General features: G+C 64.7%; 16 protein-coding genes and 2 pseudogenes. 8 read left to right on the forward strand and 10 right to left on the reverse strand.

The features are described 5' to 3' along the window. Position 1: 1 nt before the first annotated feature. The 4 genes from HV770_RS01970 (at position 2) to HV770_RS01985 (ending at position 5,501) form a co-directional block, all read left to right on the forward strand. Positions 2-946, forward strand: a complete 945-nt coding sequence (locus tag HV770_RS01970; protein WP_175157835.1) for a MaoC/PaaZ C-terminal domain-containing protein — start codon at positions 2-4, stop codon at positions 944-946. 157 nt (positions 947-1,103) lie between these two features. Beyond that, positions 1,104-2,405 carry an acetyl-CoA C-acetyltransferase gene (locus HV770_RS01975; RefSeq protein ID WP_175157836.1) on the forward strand — a complete coding sequence of 434 codons (1,302 nt, stop codon included), beginning with the start codon at positions 1,104-1,106 and terminating at the stop codon, positions 2,403-2,405. Positions 2,406-2,541: 136 nt separating this feature from the next. Then, entirely contained in the window at positions 2,542-4,386 is a 1,845-nt protein-coding gene (locus HV770_RS01980; RefSeq protein ID WP_175157837.1) for an AMP-binding protein, read from the forward strand. 89 nt (positions 4,387-4,475) lie between these two features. Then, positions 4,476-5,501: a DUF1571 domain-containing protein gene (locus tag HV770_RS01985; RefSeq protein WP_175157838.1), complete on the forward strand. Its 1,026-nt coding sequence runs from the start codon at positions 4,476-4,478 to the stop codon at positions 5,499-5,501. On the opposite strand, the gene HV770_RS01990 is transcribed toward HV770_RS01985, so the two are convergent. The 5 genes from HV770_RS01990 to HV770_RS02010 all read right to left on the reverse strand — a co-directional run bounded on the left by HV770_RS01990 (position 5,498) and on the right by HV770_RS02010 (position 9,224). Next, positions 5,498-5,926 (reverse strand): hypothetical protein, encoded by a 429-nt coding sequence (locus tag HV770_RS01990; RefSeq protein ID WP_175157839.1) that lies wholly within the window; start codon positions 5,924-5,926, stop codon positions 5,498-5,500. The two genes, HV770_RS01985 and HV770_RS01990, sit on opposite strands and share 4 nt — an antisense overlap. Before the next feature lie 55 nt (positions 5,927-5,981). After that, on the reverse strand, positions 5,982-7,559 hold the full coding sequence (locus tag HV770_RS01995; protein ID WP_175157840.1) for an FAD-binding oxidoreductase: 1,578 nt from the start codon (positions 7,557-7,559) through the stop codon (positions 5,982-5,984). 99 nt (positions 7,560-7,658) lie between these two features. Further along, entirely contained in the window at positions 7,659-8,528 is an 870-nt protein-coding gene (locus HV770_RS02000) for an anti-sigma factor family protein (protein ID WP_175157841.1), read from the reverse strand. Then, positions 8,525-9,070: an RNA polymerase sigma factor gene (locus HV770_RS02005; RefSeq protein ID WP_175157842.1), complete on the reverse strand. Its 546-nt coding sequence runs from the start codon at positions 9,068-9,070 to the stop codon at positions 8,525-8,527. The genes HV770_RS02000 and HV770_RS02005 overlap by 4 nt, the downstream gene beginning before the upstream one ends. Positions 9,071-9,083: 13 nt before the next feature. Beyond that, positions 9,084-9,224 (reverse strand): hypothetical protein, encoded by a 141-nt coding sequence (locus tag HV770_RS02010; RefSeq protein ID WP_175157843.1) that lies wholly within the window; start codon positions 9,222-9,224, stop codon positions 9,084-9,086. A 307-nt stretch (positions 9,225-9,531) separates the two neighbouring features. Between HV770_RS02010 and hfq the strand changes: the two genes are divergently transcribed. Continuing rightward, complete coding sequence (hfq, locus tag HV770_RS02015) at positions 9,532-10,038, forward strand: RNA chaperone Hfq (protein WP_175157844.1); 507 nt, start codon at positions 9,532-9,534, stop codon at positions 10,036-10,038. Positions 10,039-10,070: 32 nt separating this feature from the next. Here hfq and HV770_RS02020 read toward each other — a convergent pair whose 3' ends face one another. After that, positions 10,071-10,268, reverse strand: a complete 198-nt coding sequence (locus tag HV770_RS02020; RefSeq protein WP_175157845.1) for a hypothetical protein — start codon at positions 10,266-10,268, stop codon at positions 10,071-10,073. Between the two features lie 282 nt (positions 10,269-10,550). On the opposite strand from HV770_RS02020, the gene HV770_RS02025 reads away from it, so the two are divergent. Beyond that, positions 10,551-10,754, forward strand: coding sequence for a hypothetical protein (locus tag HV770_RS02025; protein ID WP_175157846.1), 204 nt, complete (start codon positions 10,551-10,553; stop codon positions 10,752-10,754). A gap of 250 nt (positions 10,755-11,004) precedes the next feature. Here HV770_RS02025 and HV770_RS02030 read toward each other — a convergent pair whose 3' ends face one another. After that, the gene (locus HV770_RS02030) at positions 11,005-11,727 is read right to left on the reverse strand and encodes a DUF2968 domain-containing protein (RefSeq protein ID WP_175157847.1); all 723 of its coding nucleotides are present in this window, start codon (positions 11,725-11,727) and stop codon (positions 11,005-11,007) included. 46 nt (positions 11,728-11,773) lie between these two features. Beyond that, a pseudogene (locus tag HV770_RS02035) lies at positions 11,774-11,989 on the reverse strand (helix-turn-helix domain-containing protein); the annotation flags it as partial. A 17-nt stretch (positions 11,990-12,006) separates the two neighbouring features. Here HV770_RS02035 and HV770_RS02040 point away from each other — a divergent pair. Next, positions 12,007-12,577 (forward strand): annotated as a pseudogene (locus tag HV770_RS02040) (ShlB/FhaC/HecB family hemolysin secretion/activation protein); the annotation flags it as partial. 253 nt (positions 12,578-12,830) lie between these two features. Further along, positions 12,831-13,319 (forward strand): DUF2147 domain-containing protein, encoded by a 489-nt coding sequence (locus HV770_RS02045; protein ID WP_175158028.1) that lies wholly within the window; start codon positions 12,831-12,833, stop codon positions 13,317-13,319. 157 nt (positions 13,320-13,476) lie between these two features. On the opposite strand, the gene HV770_RS02050 is transcribed toward HV770_RS02045, so the two are convergent. Together HV770_RS02050 and zapE are read right to left on the reverse strand one after the other, a co-directional pair. Next, a complete protein-coding gene (locus HV770_RS02050) occupies positions 13,477-13,935 on the reverse strand; it encodes a transposase (protein WP_175157848.1) in 459 nt (152 codons plus the stop codon). A gap of 168 nt (positions 13,936-14,103) precedes the next feature. Next, positions 14,104-15,201 carry a cell division protein ZapE gene (gene zapE, locus HV770_RS02055; RefSeq protein WP_121318601.1) on the reverse strand — a complete coding sequence of 366 codons (1,098 nt, stop codon included), beginning with the start codon at positions 15,199-15,201 and terminating at the stop codon, positions 14,104-14,106. Positions 15,202-15,228 lie beyond the last annotated feature (27 nt).

The raw sequence follows: 15,228 nt of genomic DNA on the forward strand, positions 1-15,228 counted from the left end.
CATGCGTGAACCGGGCGACCCGTTCGGAGACGGTTTTAACTCGGGCGCCACGCGGCCTGATGCGGTGCGGCCCAAAACCGTCGTCGTCGACACCTTGCCCGCGCCGGCGAAGCTCTATGCGCGCGCGTTGTCGGGCATCGTCAAGCGTAGGCGCTCAACGCACGCCCCGCAATTGCCGCCGCTGCGCCTCGTGCGCCCCGCCGTCGTGCTCGATCCGGGGCCGGTCTGGCGTTATGCGCGCGTGTGCGGCTTCATTCCCGAGCATGGCGTGCCGCTCACCTATCCGCATCTGCTCGCGTTTCCGCTGCACCTGCTGATGCTGACCGATCCGGCGTTTCCGTGGCCCGCGCTCGGGATCGTGCATCTGGCCAACCACGTGCGGCTGCGCCGCCCGCTCACGTACAAGGACCTCCTGCGCGTCGAGGTGGAATTCGGCGCGCTGCTGCGTCACGACAAGGGTCAGGCGTTCGTGCTGCACACCCGCATGTACCGGCGCGGCGAAGCTGTGTGGGACGGCGACAGCGTCTATCTGAAACGCGCGGTGCCGGCGAGCGGCAATCCGCTCGATCCGCTCGAATTCGGCCCGCAGGCGCTGCAACGCGTGTCGCGCTGGCAGCTCGCGCCGCAACTGGGCCGCGACTACGCGAGCGTGTCCGGCGACTACAACCCGATCCACCTCACCGCGCTGTCGGCGAAGGCGTTCGGCTTTCCGCGCGCGATCGCGCACGGGATGTGGACGCTCGCGCGCGCCGCCTCCGCGCTGCAACCACCGAAGCCGCTCGCCGAAGCCACGCTCAGCGCCGAATTCAAGCTGCCGCTGCTGCTGCCCGGAGAAGCATCGTTGTGGAGCGCGTCGCCGTCGCTGATCGAACGCGATATCGAGGTGCGCGACATTGCCGGAGAAAAGCCGCATTTGCGCGGCCGTATGCAGTGGCGGCTGCAATGATGCACGAGCCTGTTTTTGCGCGGACGCGCAGTGGAATTTAAGTCGCCGACATTCGTTGTTGTATCAGGAGGTCGCGATCGCCGCTCGGCTTCACGCCGACATCGGCAGCACCGTTCGCATTACTCGATAACCAGAACACGACCCGAAGGAGCCGAGCATGTCCAACCCGCTAGCCGCCGTGCGCCGCGTCGCCATCGTCGGGGGCAACCGGATTCCGTTTGCCCGCTCGAATACCGCGTACGCGACCGCGTCGAATCAGGACATGCTGACCTTCACGCTGCAAGGGCTGATCGACCGCTACGAACTGCACGGTGAGCGTCTGGGCGAAGTCGTGGCGGGCGCGGTGATCAAGCATTCGCGCGACTTCAATCTGACGCGCGAAGCGGTGCTGTCCACGACACTCGCGAAGGAAACGCCCGCTTACGACGTGCAGCAGGCTTGCGGCACCGGCCTCGAAGCGGCGATTCTCGTCGCCAACAAGATCGCGCTCGGGCAGATCGACGCGGGCATCGCGGGCGGCGTCGACACGACGTCCGATGCGCCGATCGGCGTCAACGAAAAAATGCGCAAGATCCTGCTCGAAGCGAACCGCGGCAGGAGCGCAGGCCAGCGCGTAGGCGCGTTGGCGAAGTTGCGCCCCGGCATGTTCTTCAAGCCGCTGCTGCCGCGCAACGGCGAGCCACGCACGGGACTGTCGATGGGCGAGCACTGCGAACTGATGGCCAAACGCTGGAACATTTCGCGCGAAGCGCAGGACGTGCTTGCCTACGAGAGCCATCGCAAGCTCGGCGAAGCGTACGCGTGCGGCTTCGTCAACGATCTCATGACGCCGTACCGCGGCCTCGCGCGCGACAACAACCTGCGCGCCGATCTGACGCTCGAAAAGCTCGCGAGCATGAAGCCCGCGTTCGATCGCGACGCCGGCACGCTGACCGCCGGCAACTCGACACCGCTCACCGACGGCGCCTCCGCCGTGCTGCTCGCGAGCGAGGACTGGGCGGCTCGCCGCGGGCTGCCGGTACTCGCGTATCTGAGCTGGTCGGAGACGGCTGCCGTCGATTTTTTCGACAATAAAGAAGGCCTGCTGATGGCGCCCGTCTATGCGGTGCCGCGCATGCTGGCGCGCGCGGGTCTCACGCTGCAGGACTTCGATTTCTACGAAATCCACGAAGCTTTCGCCGCGCAGGTGTTATGCACGCTCGCGGCGTGGCAGGATGACGAGTATTGCCGCACGCAGTTGGGCCTCACCGGCCCGCTCGGCGCGCTCGACCGGACGAAACTGAACGTGAACGGCAGCTCGCTCGCCACCGGTCATCCGTTCGCGGCGACGGGCGGGCGCATCGTCGCCGGCCTCGCGAAGCTGCTTGCGCAGCTCGACAAACCGGCCGGCACCGCGCGCGGGCTGATCTCGATCTGCGCGGCGGGCGGCCAAGGGGTGGTCGCGATTCTCGAACGCTGAACCATGCGGACGTTTCTGCATTGATTTACGGCGCATTCCGCTTCACTCGCTGCCGACCGCGTGTTTAGCTTGCTTCGATGACTGGCCACGAAACCAGCACACAAACAGATGAAGCTACGGCTTCAGGAGACGACCCATGACCCAGCCTACTCAAGCCGCTCTTCCGTCCGCCGCCGGGCCCGCGGCAGCGGCGCACGCCGCGGGCGAAGCATCCGCATCGGCATCGGCCGCGCACACGCCGGATGTGACGCCGAACGCCGCCGCGCACGCCGCGCCCAACACCGACGGCATCTGGTACGCGTCCTATCCGGCGGAAGTGCCGCACGACATCGACGTCACGCAATATGCGTCGCTCGTGCAGTTCTTCGACGAATGCATCGCGCGGTTCCGCGAGCGGGTCGCGTACGTAAGCGTCGGCGCGAATCTGACGTACGGCGAACTGGGCCGCAAGGCCACCGCGTTCGCCGCGTATCTGCAAAGTATCGGCGTGAAGCCCGGCGAGCGCGTCGCGATCATGCTGCCGAACACGTTCCAGTACCCGGTGTCGTTGTTCGGCGTGCTGAAGGCCGGCGCGGTGGTGGTCAACGTGAATCCGCTCTACACGGTGCGCGAACTCGCGCATCAGCTGAAGGACAGTGGCGCGCAAACCATCATCGTGTTCGAGAACTTCGCGAAGACCGTCGAAGACGCGCTGCCCGGCACCAAGGTGAAGAACGTGATCGTGACGGGTCTCGGCGACCTGCTCGCCGACGGCCTGAATCTGAAGGGGCGTCTGCTCAACTTCATGTTGCGGCACGTGAAGAAGATGGTGCCCGCATACCGCCTGCCGCAGGCGGTGCCGCTGCTCGATGCGCTCTCGAGCGGCTACTCGCGGCCGTTGACGCCGGTGCGCGCCACGCACGAGGACATCGCGTTCCTGCAGTACACCGGCGGCACCACCGGGGTCGCGAAAGGCGCGATGCTCACGCACAGGAATATGATCGCCAATCTGTTGCAGGCGAAGGCGTGGTCCGAGCATCAGTTGAACGGCGCCATCGAAACGGTGCTCACGCTGCTGCCGCTCTATCACATCTACTCGCTGACCGTGAATGCGCTGATTTTCATGGGACTCGGCGGGCGCAACATCCTGATCGCCAATCCGCGCGACATGAAGCGCGTGATGATGATCATCCGTCACGAGACATTCACGGGCATGACCGCCGTCAACACGCTCTACAACGCGTTCCTCGACAACGAAGAATTCCGCAAGCGCGACTTCTCGAACCTCAAGCTCGCGATGGCGGGCGGCATGGCCACGCAAAAAGCGGTGGCCGACCGCTTCAAGGCCGTGACCGGCAAACCGATCATCGAAGGCTACGGGCTCACCGAGTGCTCGCCGATCGTGACGATGAATCCGGTCGATCTGAACAACATGCGCGACTTCGAAGGCTCGATCGGCTTGCCCGCGCCGTCCACGCACGTGCGCTTCAGAAAGGACGACGGCAGCTGGGCCAGCATCGGCGAAGCGGGCGAGCTGTGCGTGAAGGGACCGCAGGTGATGAAAGGCTACTGGAACCGCCCCGAAGAAACCGCCAGGGCGATCGACGACGACGGCTGGCTCGCCACCGGCGACATCGGGGTGATGGACTCGCGCGGCTTCATCCGTCTGATCGACCGCAAGAAGGACATGATCCTGGTGTCCGGCTTCAACGTCTATCCGAACGAAGTCGAAGACGTGATCGCCGCGCTTCCGGATGTGCGCGATGTGGCCGCAATCGGCGTGCCCGACGCGGCGCAGGGTGAACGGGTGAAGGTGTTCGTCGTCAGGCGCAATCCGTCGCTGACCGCCGAACAGGTGATCGCGCATTGCCGCAAGAATCTGACCGGCTACAAGGTGCCGAAGCTGGTCGAATTCCGCGACGAGCTGCCGCAAACCAACGTCGGCAAGATTCTGCGTCGCGCGCTGCGCGATGAGGAACTCGCGAAGCAAACGCCTGCCTGACAGGCAATGCGCTTTCGCGCGACCGGCGCGCGCTTGGGTGGCCTCGCGCGGGCCTTGCGTGAGCCTCGCGCGACATTACGGAGAGATTCATGACGCACCGCCTGCCCGCACGCTCATGCCGCCCTTCGGCCTTCACGCGCCTCGGGAGGATGGCGACGCTTGCGCGGTGCAGCGCCGCGTCTTCGTGTGCGGTGCAGTCGCGCAAGTTTGTGACACGCGCGGCGATTGCGGCCGTCACGCTCGCTGCGGTGCTCGCCCCGGCGCCGGCAGCGTTCGCGCAGAACGACGACACGCCGCCCCCGCTCGATATCGCCAGCGCCGTCAAGGCGCCTGCCACGCCGTCGTCGCAGGTCGGCAAGCTCACGCTGGATCAGCAGGTCAAATGGCTGCGCGCCGCCCAGCGGAGCGGTGCGCTGGAGAAGCTCGACGATGCGCAACTGGTCGCGCTGTTCCAATCGCTCGATCCGCTCGCGCTGCCGCGCTATATCAAGGAAGGGCCGAACGGCTACCCGTCGTACGAGTTCACCATGTCGCGCTCGGAACGCATTCGCGGCCAGTGGCCCGACAAGCCCGATCACATGCTCGTGCGGCTCACGCGCGACCCGCTGCGGATCTACGCGAAGTGGCTGCCCGACGGCGCCCATGCTGGTCAGGAAATACTTTACGACGAGTCCAAACGCAGCGACGAAATGTACGGGCACCTCGGCGGCATCATGAACGTGATGCCGCTGTGGACCTCGCTGGACGGCGCGCTCGCGCGCTCGCAATCGAACCATCGGTTGCGCGATCTCGGCACCGAGTACATCGCCGGCCAATACCTGGCCGAAGGCAAGAAATACATCGAGGCCGGCTTGCCGCGCTCGACCCAGGTGGAAGTCAAAACGCTCGACGGCGTGCGCGTGGTGGCCTTCACGTTCGAAACGCCCACCGGCCAGCCGCAGTTCTACGCAAAGAAGGAAACGCTCGGGCTCGACCTTCGGCATCCGTACTTCCGCACCGTCGAGTCCTACGACAACGACGGCAACCTGTTCGAGCGGATCGTCTTCGAAACGATCACACCGAAGAGCTTCGACGACGCGACTTTCGATCCGAAGAACAAGGCGTACAAGTTCTAAGTGCCACTTCGGCGCGCGCTGCGCGGCGTGAATGCGAACGCGACGTGCGCGTGCCGCGTGGCCGCTCCGCCGCGCTGCGCGTGACCGGGTTCGGCCAGATGCGCTGATCGGATGGCGAGTTCCTTGAGCACGAAGTAGTCGCAGGCGCGTGTCACGCCGATCAACGCGCGCCGCGCGCCCATCGGATTCTGCTCGAGAAGCGGCGCGAGCGTCGTGTACCAGAGCGCGCCGATGTCCTCGCCGGTGTCGAAAAGCGGCAGCTTCATGTGCGCCGCGTATCGCGCGAACAACGGGCCGCAAGCGAGCGTCGAGTCGACGATCGCCAGCGTGCCGCTTTGCGCAGCCGCGCTCGCGAGCCACGGCCATGCGCCGCCTGCCATGCTCGACAACCATGCGCCGGTCATCATGAAAGTGCGTCGGTCCATATCGGAGTCCAGCCGCTGTGTGTATGGCGGCTCGCGCAGATGCGCTCGCCCTCGGTCAGGTATAGCCGCGCCGCCCGCGCCATGCTTGCGGCCAGATGCCCTGCTTGCCCGGCGCGAGAATGCCGTTCGGGTCGAGCGCGTCCTTGATCGTTTCCGACAGCCGCAGCAGCGCGCCATCGTTAAAGCTGTATTGGGCCGCGGCGAAATCCATGTACGCGAGATGCGCGCGGTACTGGCCATAGCCCGCCGCCCGCGTATCGCTCATCAGCGAGCGCAGCAGCGCGCCGGCCTGCTCGACCTGGTTCGCGTCGTCGCGGTCGAAGATCGCCGCGAAGATGTGATGCAGATGCCGAACGCCCGCTGTGAAGCCGCCGTAGTAATCGAAGCCGTATTCCGCGGCGCGCGCCTTGACCATCGTATATTGACGCAACGCGTCGCGCCCGGTCGCCGGACACACCGGCGCAAAGTCCACGTGCGCGCCCGCGCCGCCGCGCCAGTCGAGCATGCGGAAGGCGGTCATCGCGGGAATGCCCGCGAGGTTGCGCTCGCCGCCGCCGGTGGGCTGCGCGTCGCCCGCATAACGCGCGGCAAAGAACTTCGCCTGCGGCACGCGCGCGAAGGCGCGCTGCACGATGGCATAGCGCGCATCGATCAGCTCGGGCGTGCCGTACAGCGCGAAATGCAGATTCCAGCGGCCGACGTTCAGCTTGTCGAGCATCGCGGCCACCGCGCTCTCGGGCATCGCGCCCTCGCCTTCGTACCACTGCGCGCGCGCCGACAAACTCGCCGCGCGGCGCAAGCCGCCTTCGATCACCACGTGGTTGCGGATCGTTTCATCGAGCCGCAAGGGCCGCAGAATCTCCACGATCGCTTCGAGATCGGCCTCCCGACGAAACTGGATTTCGCCGAGCAGATACGCGGGCGGCGCGGGCATCAGCCAGACCCCGAGCTTGGTGACGATGCCGTAGTTCGACTGCATGAACATTGCATCGAACGAGGGTCCGTAACCCGGCTGGTACAGCTGCCATGCTGTGCCGATGTCGATCCCACCCATGCCGGTGCGCAGCACGTCGCCGTTGGCGAGCACCACTTCCATGCCACACTGCGTCGCGGCGTGGTCGCCGTAATCGGTGTAGCCGAAGCCGCGCTCGAGCGTATTGCCGACCACGCTGCCCCAACCGGCCGCGGGCGGGTCGACCCACAGCCTGTAGCCTTTGTCGCGCAGATGCGCATACAGATCGAAGTAGCTCACGCCCGGCTCGACCAGCGCGTACGCGAGCGTCTCGTTCACTTCGACGATGCGGTTCAGGCGCTGCAGATCGAGCACGACCGATCCCGCGAGACGCGGCGCCGCGCCGCCGTAGGCGAAGTTGCGGCCGGTCGAAACTGTCCACAACGGAATGCGATATTGATTGGCGATGCGCAGCACCGCGCGAATCTCGTCGACCGAAGCGGGCAGCAGCGCGGCGCTCGCCGAGAACGCCGCGCGCTCGCCGGGCGCGAAGGGATCGAGATACGCGGCGAGCCCCGCTGCGGACGTCACCACCCGCGCATCGCCGACGATTGCACGCCAGCCGGCCAGCGCGCGATCGAACTGCGCGGCGGAAACGTTCGGTGGCAGAGTCGGCGGCAAAGCGTTTTCTCCAGCGGATGAGGGACGCGGGGGTTGGTCTTTTTCGCGGGCGGGCCGGTTGTGCGCTCGCCCGCTTCTCGCAGTCGGTCGTGCCGGCCGCTACTGCCAGGCCTCCGGCTTGCCGCCGAGCGCGCTGCACACGTCGATCGCAATCGAGCGCAGCTTGCCTTCCGCGATCTGCCCGGACAACGCATAGCCCATGCCGTCATTGATCCAGTAGAAGGTGCGGCGGTTGCCGTCGCGCAACAGGCGGAACGCGGTTTCGTCGCGCGCGGTGCCGGTCACGTATAGCGTGAGGCGCGCGCCGCTGCCGTTCTCGTACATGAACTGCGCGGCCGGGCCCGCTTCGCCGGGCAACAATCGACCGCCCACTAGCGAGTAACCGTACTCCTGCAACGACGGCACCGCCAGCGGCCGGTTCAGCCGTTTGGACAGCCAGCTGATCAGATGCTCCTCTTCGCTCGCGGCGACTTCCACCGGATGACGCCGCTCCGGCGTGTACACCGCGTACGCGATGTCGGCACGCTGCGCGAAGCTCGGCGGCTGCCCGCCCAGGCCGCCCCACGCGCCGCCCGTCAGGCGCGGCGCAAGCGGTCCCAACGCGAGCGCGAGCCCCGCGCCGGCCGCGAGCCAGCATGCCGCGATGCCCACGCGTTGCCACCACGGCGACGTGCGGCGCACCACGATGAAGGCAGGCTCGTCGGCGTCGGCAAGCCCGGTGCGCTCATGCCGCTCATGGCGCGCCTGCGGTTCGCTGGGGCCGCTGCGCTGCGGCGCCCCGCACAGCGCGCGCAACGCGGCTTTCTGCGCGCGCCACGCGGCCACCCGCGCGGCGGCCTGCGGATGCCGCTCCAGCTGCGCCTCGATCTCGGCGCGCTGCGCGCCCGGCAATTCGCCGTCGACTAACGCCGACAGCGCTCGCAGATCGAGCCCTTCGGGCAGGCCGGAATCGTAGTCGTCGTTATTCATGACGGATTTCTCACCACTTTGAACGGCACGGTCTTGCGTGCCGGACCCTTGTCCGCCCCTTCAGCCGGACCTTCCGTCAACAGCACGCGCAGGTGCTCACGCGCGCGCGAGAGCCGCGACATCACCGTGCCGATCGGCACGCCGAGCGCGCTCGACGCCTCCTGATAAGACAGCTCTTCGACGCAAACCAGCAGCAGCACTTCGCGCTGCTCGACCGGCAGGCAATACAGCGCGCGCTGCAGATCGCGCAGCACCAGACCGTCGACCTCGCCTTGCGGCGCTTCGAGATTGCGCCACGGCGCGCTTTCGTCGTCGACGGCGATTTCGCGGCGGCCGCGCAACTGATCGATATAAAGATGCCGCAGGATGGTCAGCAGCCATGCGCGCAAGTTGCTGTTGGGCCGGAACGCCGACCAGCGCGCAAGCGCTCGCTCCGCCGTATCCTGAACGAGATCGTCGGCCCAGGCGCGGTCGCCCGTCAGCGCGCGCGCATAGCGGCGCAACTGCGGGAGCCACGCGATCACTTCCGCTTCGAAATTCACCCGGCGACGAAGCTCAGTAGCCGCCGCCGCTGCTGTTGCCGCTGCTGCCCGACGCGCTGCTGTCGGTCGCGGAGGTGCAGCCGCTCGTCGCGAGCGAACCGAATGCCAGCGCCAGCAACACGAGGAACGCGGACACAATGCGGGATGCCTTCATGGTGAGTCTCCTGAGGAGCGTCCGGCTTTAAAGGTTGCCGGAAGCCGGCCGGCCGCGCGCGGAATGCAACGCTGCCATGTATGAACTAAACGCACGCGCCCCATGATTTATTCCCCGTGGGCGCGGTCCACCCCTCTTTTTCCGCCATTGCTCAGCGGATTCGTAACTCAACGTTACAGTCAATAGTTATCGCATGCTTCCGCACGCACAAGCCGTTATAGTGGACACAGCTCGCCCACCCAGCGCGTTCTGCCCCCACACAGGGTAGAATTGCGGCGAACCACCGTCTTTCTAACCTGAATTGTCCATGGCTTCCGCAGAATCGCACCCGCAAAACGACTTCATGAACGCTGCGCGCAAAGAACGAAAGCGCGTCGAGATTTACCTTGTCAACGGCATTCGGCTGACCGGGTGCATCGAGTCGTTCGATCAGTACCTGGTGATGCTGCGCACGCCTGTCGGCCTGCAAGGCATCTACAAGCGCGCGATCTCGACAATCCAGCTCGACACCGGCACGCGTCCGGCGCCGCGCGCGGGGCGTCCCTCGCATGGCGAACACACCACGCGCGGCCCGCATGGCTCGCGTGAGCCCCGCGATCATCGGGAGCCACGTGAACCGCGCGAGTCGTACGGCGCATCGTCGGATCGCCCTTCGTCCGATCGCAACAGCGGCAACGCCGACGCTCCGGTGGTCGTGACACGCCGCCGGCGTCTGTTCGGCACGGGTGGCGACGGCGGCAACCACGGCGGCGGCAATCATGGCGGCAGCGGCAGCTCCGGCAATGTCGGCGGCAACAACGGCGGCAACGAATAAACCGCCGCCGCGGCGCTCGGCTACGACGTCAGCTAGCCGAGCCGCTGCAAAATCTTTTCCAGTTGCATCACCCGCTCCACCGTCAGCTCGAGTCTGCATTTGACCGCCCGCACGCGACGGCGCCAGTACACAGCGTCCAGCATGCGCAGCGCCGGTTGTTTCGTTGCCCAATCCAGATGGTCCAGCTCCGCTTCCACGACGCGTGAGGCGCTCAGGCGCCGCGCGCGCAAAGGTTTTTCCCGTCCATGTTCGTTCGCTGCCTTGTGGTTGGCTGAGCCTGTCTGCTCCCTCTTGAGCGGGGCGCTGCCGGTTCGTATGATGCATGCCTGCCATGGCGGCCCATGCGGCCGGCTGATGCTGCTGTTTTGCCGCTTCGGTGTCTGTCTGGCGACACGCGGAAAACGAATCGATGCCGGGCGGTTTCAAATGATGTTTATACGCCCATGCTGCTCTGTGTCGAGTGCATGCTTGCGCTATGCTGAATAGTTGACTCTATTCCAACGGAGCATGTCATGACCAGCAAGAAGCATATTGCATCACAGGTGATTTCTCAGCCGATGGAAACGCCACAGTCGGCTCAGTCGGCCGATCGCCGTCTTGATGAAGCGCTGGAGGAAAGCTTTCCGGCGAGCGACCCGATTGCCGTCGATTTGACAGATCCGCATCACGCGCCGGTCGAGGCGGTGCCGCCGGAAACGGGCAAGAGGCGGCATTAGAAGCCGGTGATGATCGGAGAGGAAGGTGTGAGGCGCGCAGCAAGCTCGCCAAAGATAGCGTAGGGAACGCCTACTTCAGAAGGTCAGACGCCGCGCGTGCAACGAACACCGTGAGCATGACCAGGAAAGGACGCCAAGAGGCGCTGACAGGTGACAAATACCCCACCGCATCAATACCGCGAAGTCAGCGCCCCCGCCGGTGAGTCAGGCGGCGCTTCATCACCACCCCGCCCTTCCCATCCGACGATCCTCAATGCGAAGGCAGCCCGCTCTCCAGTTGACGCTGAAGCTCGCGCACCTGGCGCTGCGCGGCGCGCAACTGGTCTTGCGCGGCAAGCTTCTGCTGAGCGAGCGCGGTGGTTTCGGCACGCTTCTGTTCCTGCTGCGTCGCGACGATGCTCTGTTGCTGGCGCGCGATCTCGAGGTCGGCCTGCAAGCGGCTCGCACGGTCTTGCGACAACGCGATCATCCGCTGCGTGAACGCCTTCTGCGCCTCGAGTTGTGTGCGGCGAATCTCGACGTCCGACAGTTGCACCGTCTGACGCACGAAATCCTTGTAAATCATGTCGGCACGCGCGGCGTCCTGTGTCTTGATCACGCGCCAGAAATTTTTCTGCTGGAACAGCGCGATGTAGTACGTCATCTCCTTGCCGTAAAACAGCATGCTCGCGCCATAACTGCCGTTGTAGGTGGTGCGCAATTCGCTGAGTTCCGACCCATGGATCATCTGCTGCAATTCTGCCACATTGCCTGCAGCGGACTGCCGGTTTTCGTCCGGGGTCAGTGCTGTGGTCTCCGCCTGTCCGCCCGGCACAGTGGCCGGTAACGCGGTGGTCGTGTCCGGCTCGGGAACGACAGCAGCGCTCCCACCATTGGTCTCAACTGCCTGAGCCTGAGCCTGAGCCCCTTGCGCGGCTCCCCATGCGATGAATGCGGCGAGGGCAATCTGCCGTACCTTCGACTTTCGGTCCATGTATTTCCTGCTTGAACAGTTTTTGTTTTAGTGCAACGTCTGATTATTACCCACTTTTGCGCGTTTCGGGCTCTTGCTCAAAAATTTGGTACTTGCGCATCTTCTCCCACAGAACCTTGCGGCTGATACCCAGGTAGGGCGCCGTGTCCTGGCGGCGGCGACTGTTCGCATCGAGGGAAGCCAGCACGCGGTTGCGTTCCGCCAAATTCCATTTGCTGCGGTCCACCAACGACTCGGCCGCACTCTGCGCCGGCACCGGCTGACCGCGTGTAAGAGGGGCAGATGCGCCAGGCCAGCATCAGCGTGTCGAAGCCCTTCGACGTTCTGGGCGCGTCGAAATCGGGCGACTCGAACGTGCCCGGCGCGAGCGTCACCAATCCGGCGTCGATCAATTGCGTGAAGACCGGGCGGGCTTCTCGCAGACCAACGAATGGCCGCTGAAAATCGGCAAGCGGTGCCGGTCATCGGGCAGTCCAGCGCCGTTTCGCTGCCGACCCCGGAGCAGATCTCGTTCTGCGCGCAGCGGTTCGCGCAAGGTTATCAACGGGGCGAAGCATCGGGCGATTCGGGCTGGGGCGCCATGTTCGAAGTCAATCTCGCGTTCGCGCTCGGCTTCACCTATCTGCGCACCTTCGCGCCGTACATTTCGTTCGATATGGCGCGCGTCTATCTGCGCGCGGACATACCGTCGCCGCCGAAGCTCTCGTCGATTGCGTTCGGCTTGCGCATTTCGGACGCGAAGTACTACAGCCTCGATCTGTCGGTGGCGAAGGCGGTCGGCGACGCGCCGGTCGAAAGCGCCTCGCACCGCCCGCGCATCAACGCGACCTCCTCCTACCAGTTGAATTGACGCTCCGCGCAAGCGGCGCGCGCTGTTTAGAGGCTCCCCTATCAAACGGCGCGCCCGCTTTCACGTATTCTGCGCGGACGATGCGGCCGGCGACCTGCCAGCAGGCAGGCCTCGAGTTGCCGATCGCCGCCCGGGTCGAAGTCAGACCTGAGAGGCATGACGACGCATTACGGCAGACATCACCCGAAACCGCCCGAGATGCCAATAACGCCGCGCGACCATGATCGCGCCGTCTTTTATCAAGGAGGAAACAATGACGCAATTCGCTCCACGCGCTCGCGCCATCGCGCTTCGCATGGCCAGACACGCTGCGCTCGCCAGTGTGCTGCTGCTTGCCGGGGCCGCAACGGCCATGGCGCAGACCGACACGGCGGTGGGCACGTGGAAGACCATCGACGATCACACCGGGCAGCCTAAAGCGCTCGTGCAGATCACCGACGATGGCAGCGGTCAGTTGAGCGGCAAGGTGATCAAAGGTCTCAATGCGAACGATCAGCCCGACCGCCGCTGCACGGCATGTACCGACGCGCGCAAGGATCAACCGATTCTCGGCATGACCATCATTAGCGACATGAAGAAGGACGGCGACGGCTGGGACCACGGACAGATTCTCGACCCGGAAAACGGCAAGCTCTACAAGTGCAAGATGCACCTGGAAGATGGTGGCAACAAACTAGTGGTGCGCGGCTATATTGGCGTGGCGCTGCTGGGCCGCTCCCAAACATGGGTTCGTCAGCAATAGGGTGCCGGGTTTTGGAGAATTGGCCCGAGTTTTCAGCTAGATGAACTTTGGCTCGTACGCTCGTCTGGCTGAATGCAAAAGAAGCGGGCAAAAGAAGCGGCCGGCGAGTGCCATCGCGCGGCCGTTTCTTTCTATTGCGTGGAACCGGTGGAAGCCGTCATGCGGCATGTTTGAAAGGCGATGTGTAGGCGAACGGCGACGACGGCAGCGGGTTGCCTCGCGCCGGGTTGTACACGGCCGGCGCGGCGGCAGCTACGGCAGCCGCGTCGGCCCCTACGGCGTGCTTGTCTGCCGCGCTCACGTGCCTGCGCATACGCGATTCCATCAGATTGCAGAGTTCTTCGCTCGCCGTGCCGAGCAGTTGATCCGTCACGCGCTTGAGCACGCCGGATTCGTACCAGATCTTGAAGCGGCGATGACACGTTTGATACGAAGGGTAGCGGCGCGGCATGGCCGACCAGGTCGCGCCGCTGTACATGACCCACAGTACCCCGTTGAGCACGGAGCGGGTATTGGCAAGCGGCCGTCCACGCAACTCTGAGCGCGGACGCAGTTCCGGCAGCAACGGCGCGACACGTTGCCATTCTTCATCAGTGATATCGTGGTGCGGATTCATGGCTTCTCCTTTATCAGACCAGCAACAAAAGATAACCAATTGCTCGCACGGGCAACATCGGATCAATCTGAATCTTGAAAACACAACGTGTGAGCAGGCCGATTTATATTGCTCACGCCTTAACTTGACCGCCCCCCTGCTTCGCGCGACCGCCCGGCCAGGATCAACTCAGGTCAGCGACGTATCGACGATCCGTCTCGGTGTATCAAGGTACTCCTTCGACTGCATCTCGACAATCCGCGACACCGTGCGCGTGAATTCGTTGGCCATCGGGCCATCGACATACAGTTGCTCGGGCGGCACCGCCGCCGACATCAACAGCTTGACCTTGTGGTCGTAAAACACGTCGATCAGCCACGTGAAGCGGCGTGCTTCCGAGGCCATGCGCGCTGACATCTGCGGTACGCCGGAGAGGATCACCGCGTGAAAGCGGCTCGCCAGTTCGAGGTAATCGTTCTGCGAGCGCGGGCCGCCGCATAGCGTCGAGAAGTCGAACCACACGACGCCGTCCGCGCGGCGCAACGCCTTCAACTCGCGCTTCTCGATGTGCAGAAGCGGGCTTTCGTCGGGCACCGCGGCGAGGCGCGCGAACGCGTCGCGCAACGCCTTGTCGGCAGTGGCGCCGAGCGGCGAGTGATACACCTCCACCTGCGCCAGCGTGCGCTGCCTATAGTCGATACCCGCATCGACGTTGATCACGTCGAGTTTTTCCTTGATCAGCTCGATGGCCGGCAGCATGCGATCGCGATGCAGGCCGTCCGGATACAGCGTGTCCGGATCGTAGTTGGACGTCATCACGAACTGCACGCCGTTCTCGAACAGCTTGTCGAGCAGACGGTACAGGATCATCGCGTCGGCGATGTCCGACACGTGGAATTCGTCGAAGCAGATCAGGCGGTAGCGCTTGGCGATCCGGCGCGCGAGTTCGTCGAGCGGATCGGCCATGCCCTTCAGATCTTCCAGCTCGCGATGCACTTCGCGCATGAACTCGTGGAAATGCAGACGTGTTTTGCGATGCAGCGGCACGATCATGTAGAAGCTGTCCATCAGGAAGCTCTTGCCACGCCCGACGCCGCCCCACATGTACACGCCGCGCGGCAGGTCAGGACGATTGATCAGTTTCTTGAACGCATTCGAGCGGCGCGATTTGTACTCGACCCACTCTTCATAACACCGCTGCAGCCGGTCGACCGCCGCGCGTTGCGCCGGGTCCGATTGATATCCGCGCGTCTGCAGTTCTTTTTCGTAGTATTCGGTGACGTTCATGGTGTTGCTGCAAAAAGAAAGGCGGGA

The sequence above is a fragment of the Paraburkholderia fynbosensis genome (assembly GCF_902859935.1).
GTDB classification, from domain to species: domain Bacteria; phylum Pseudomonadota; class Gammaproteobacteria; order Burkholderiales; family Burkholderiaceae; genus Paraburkholderia; species Paraburkholderia fynbosensis.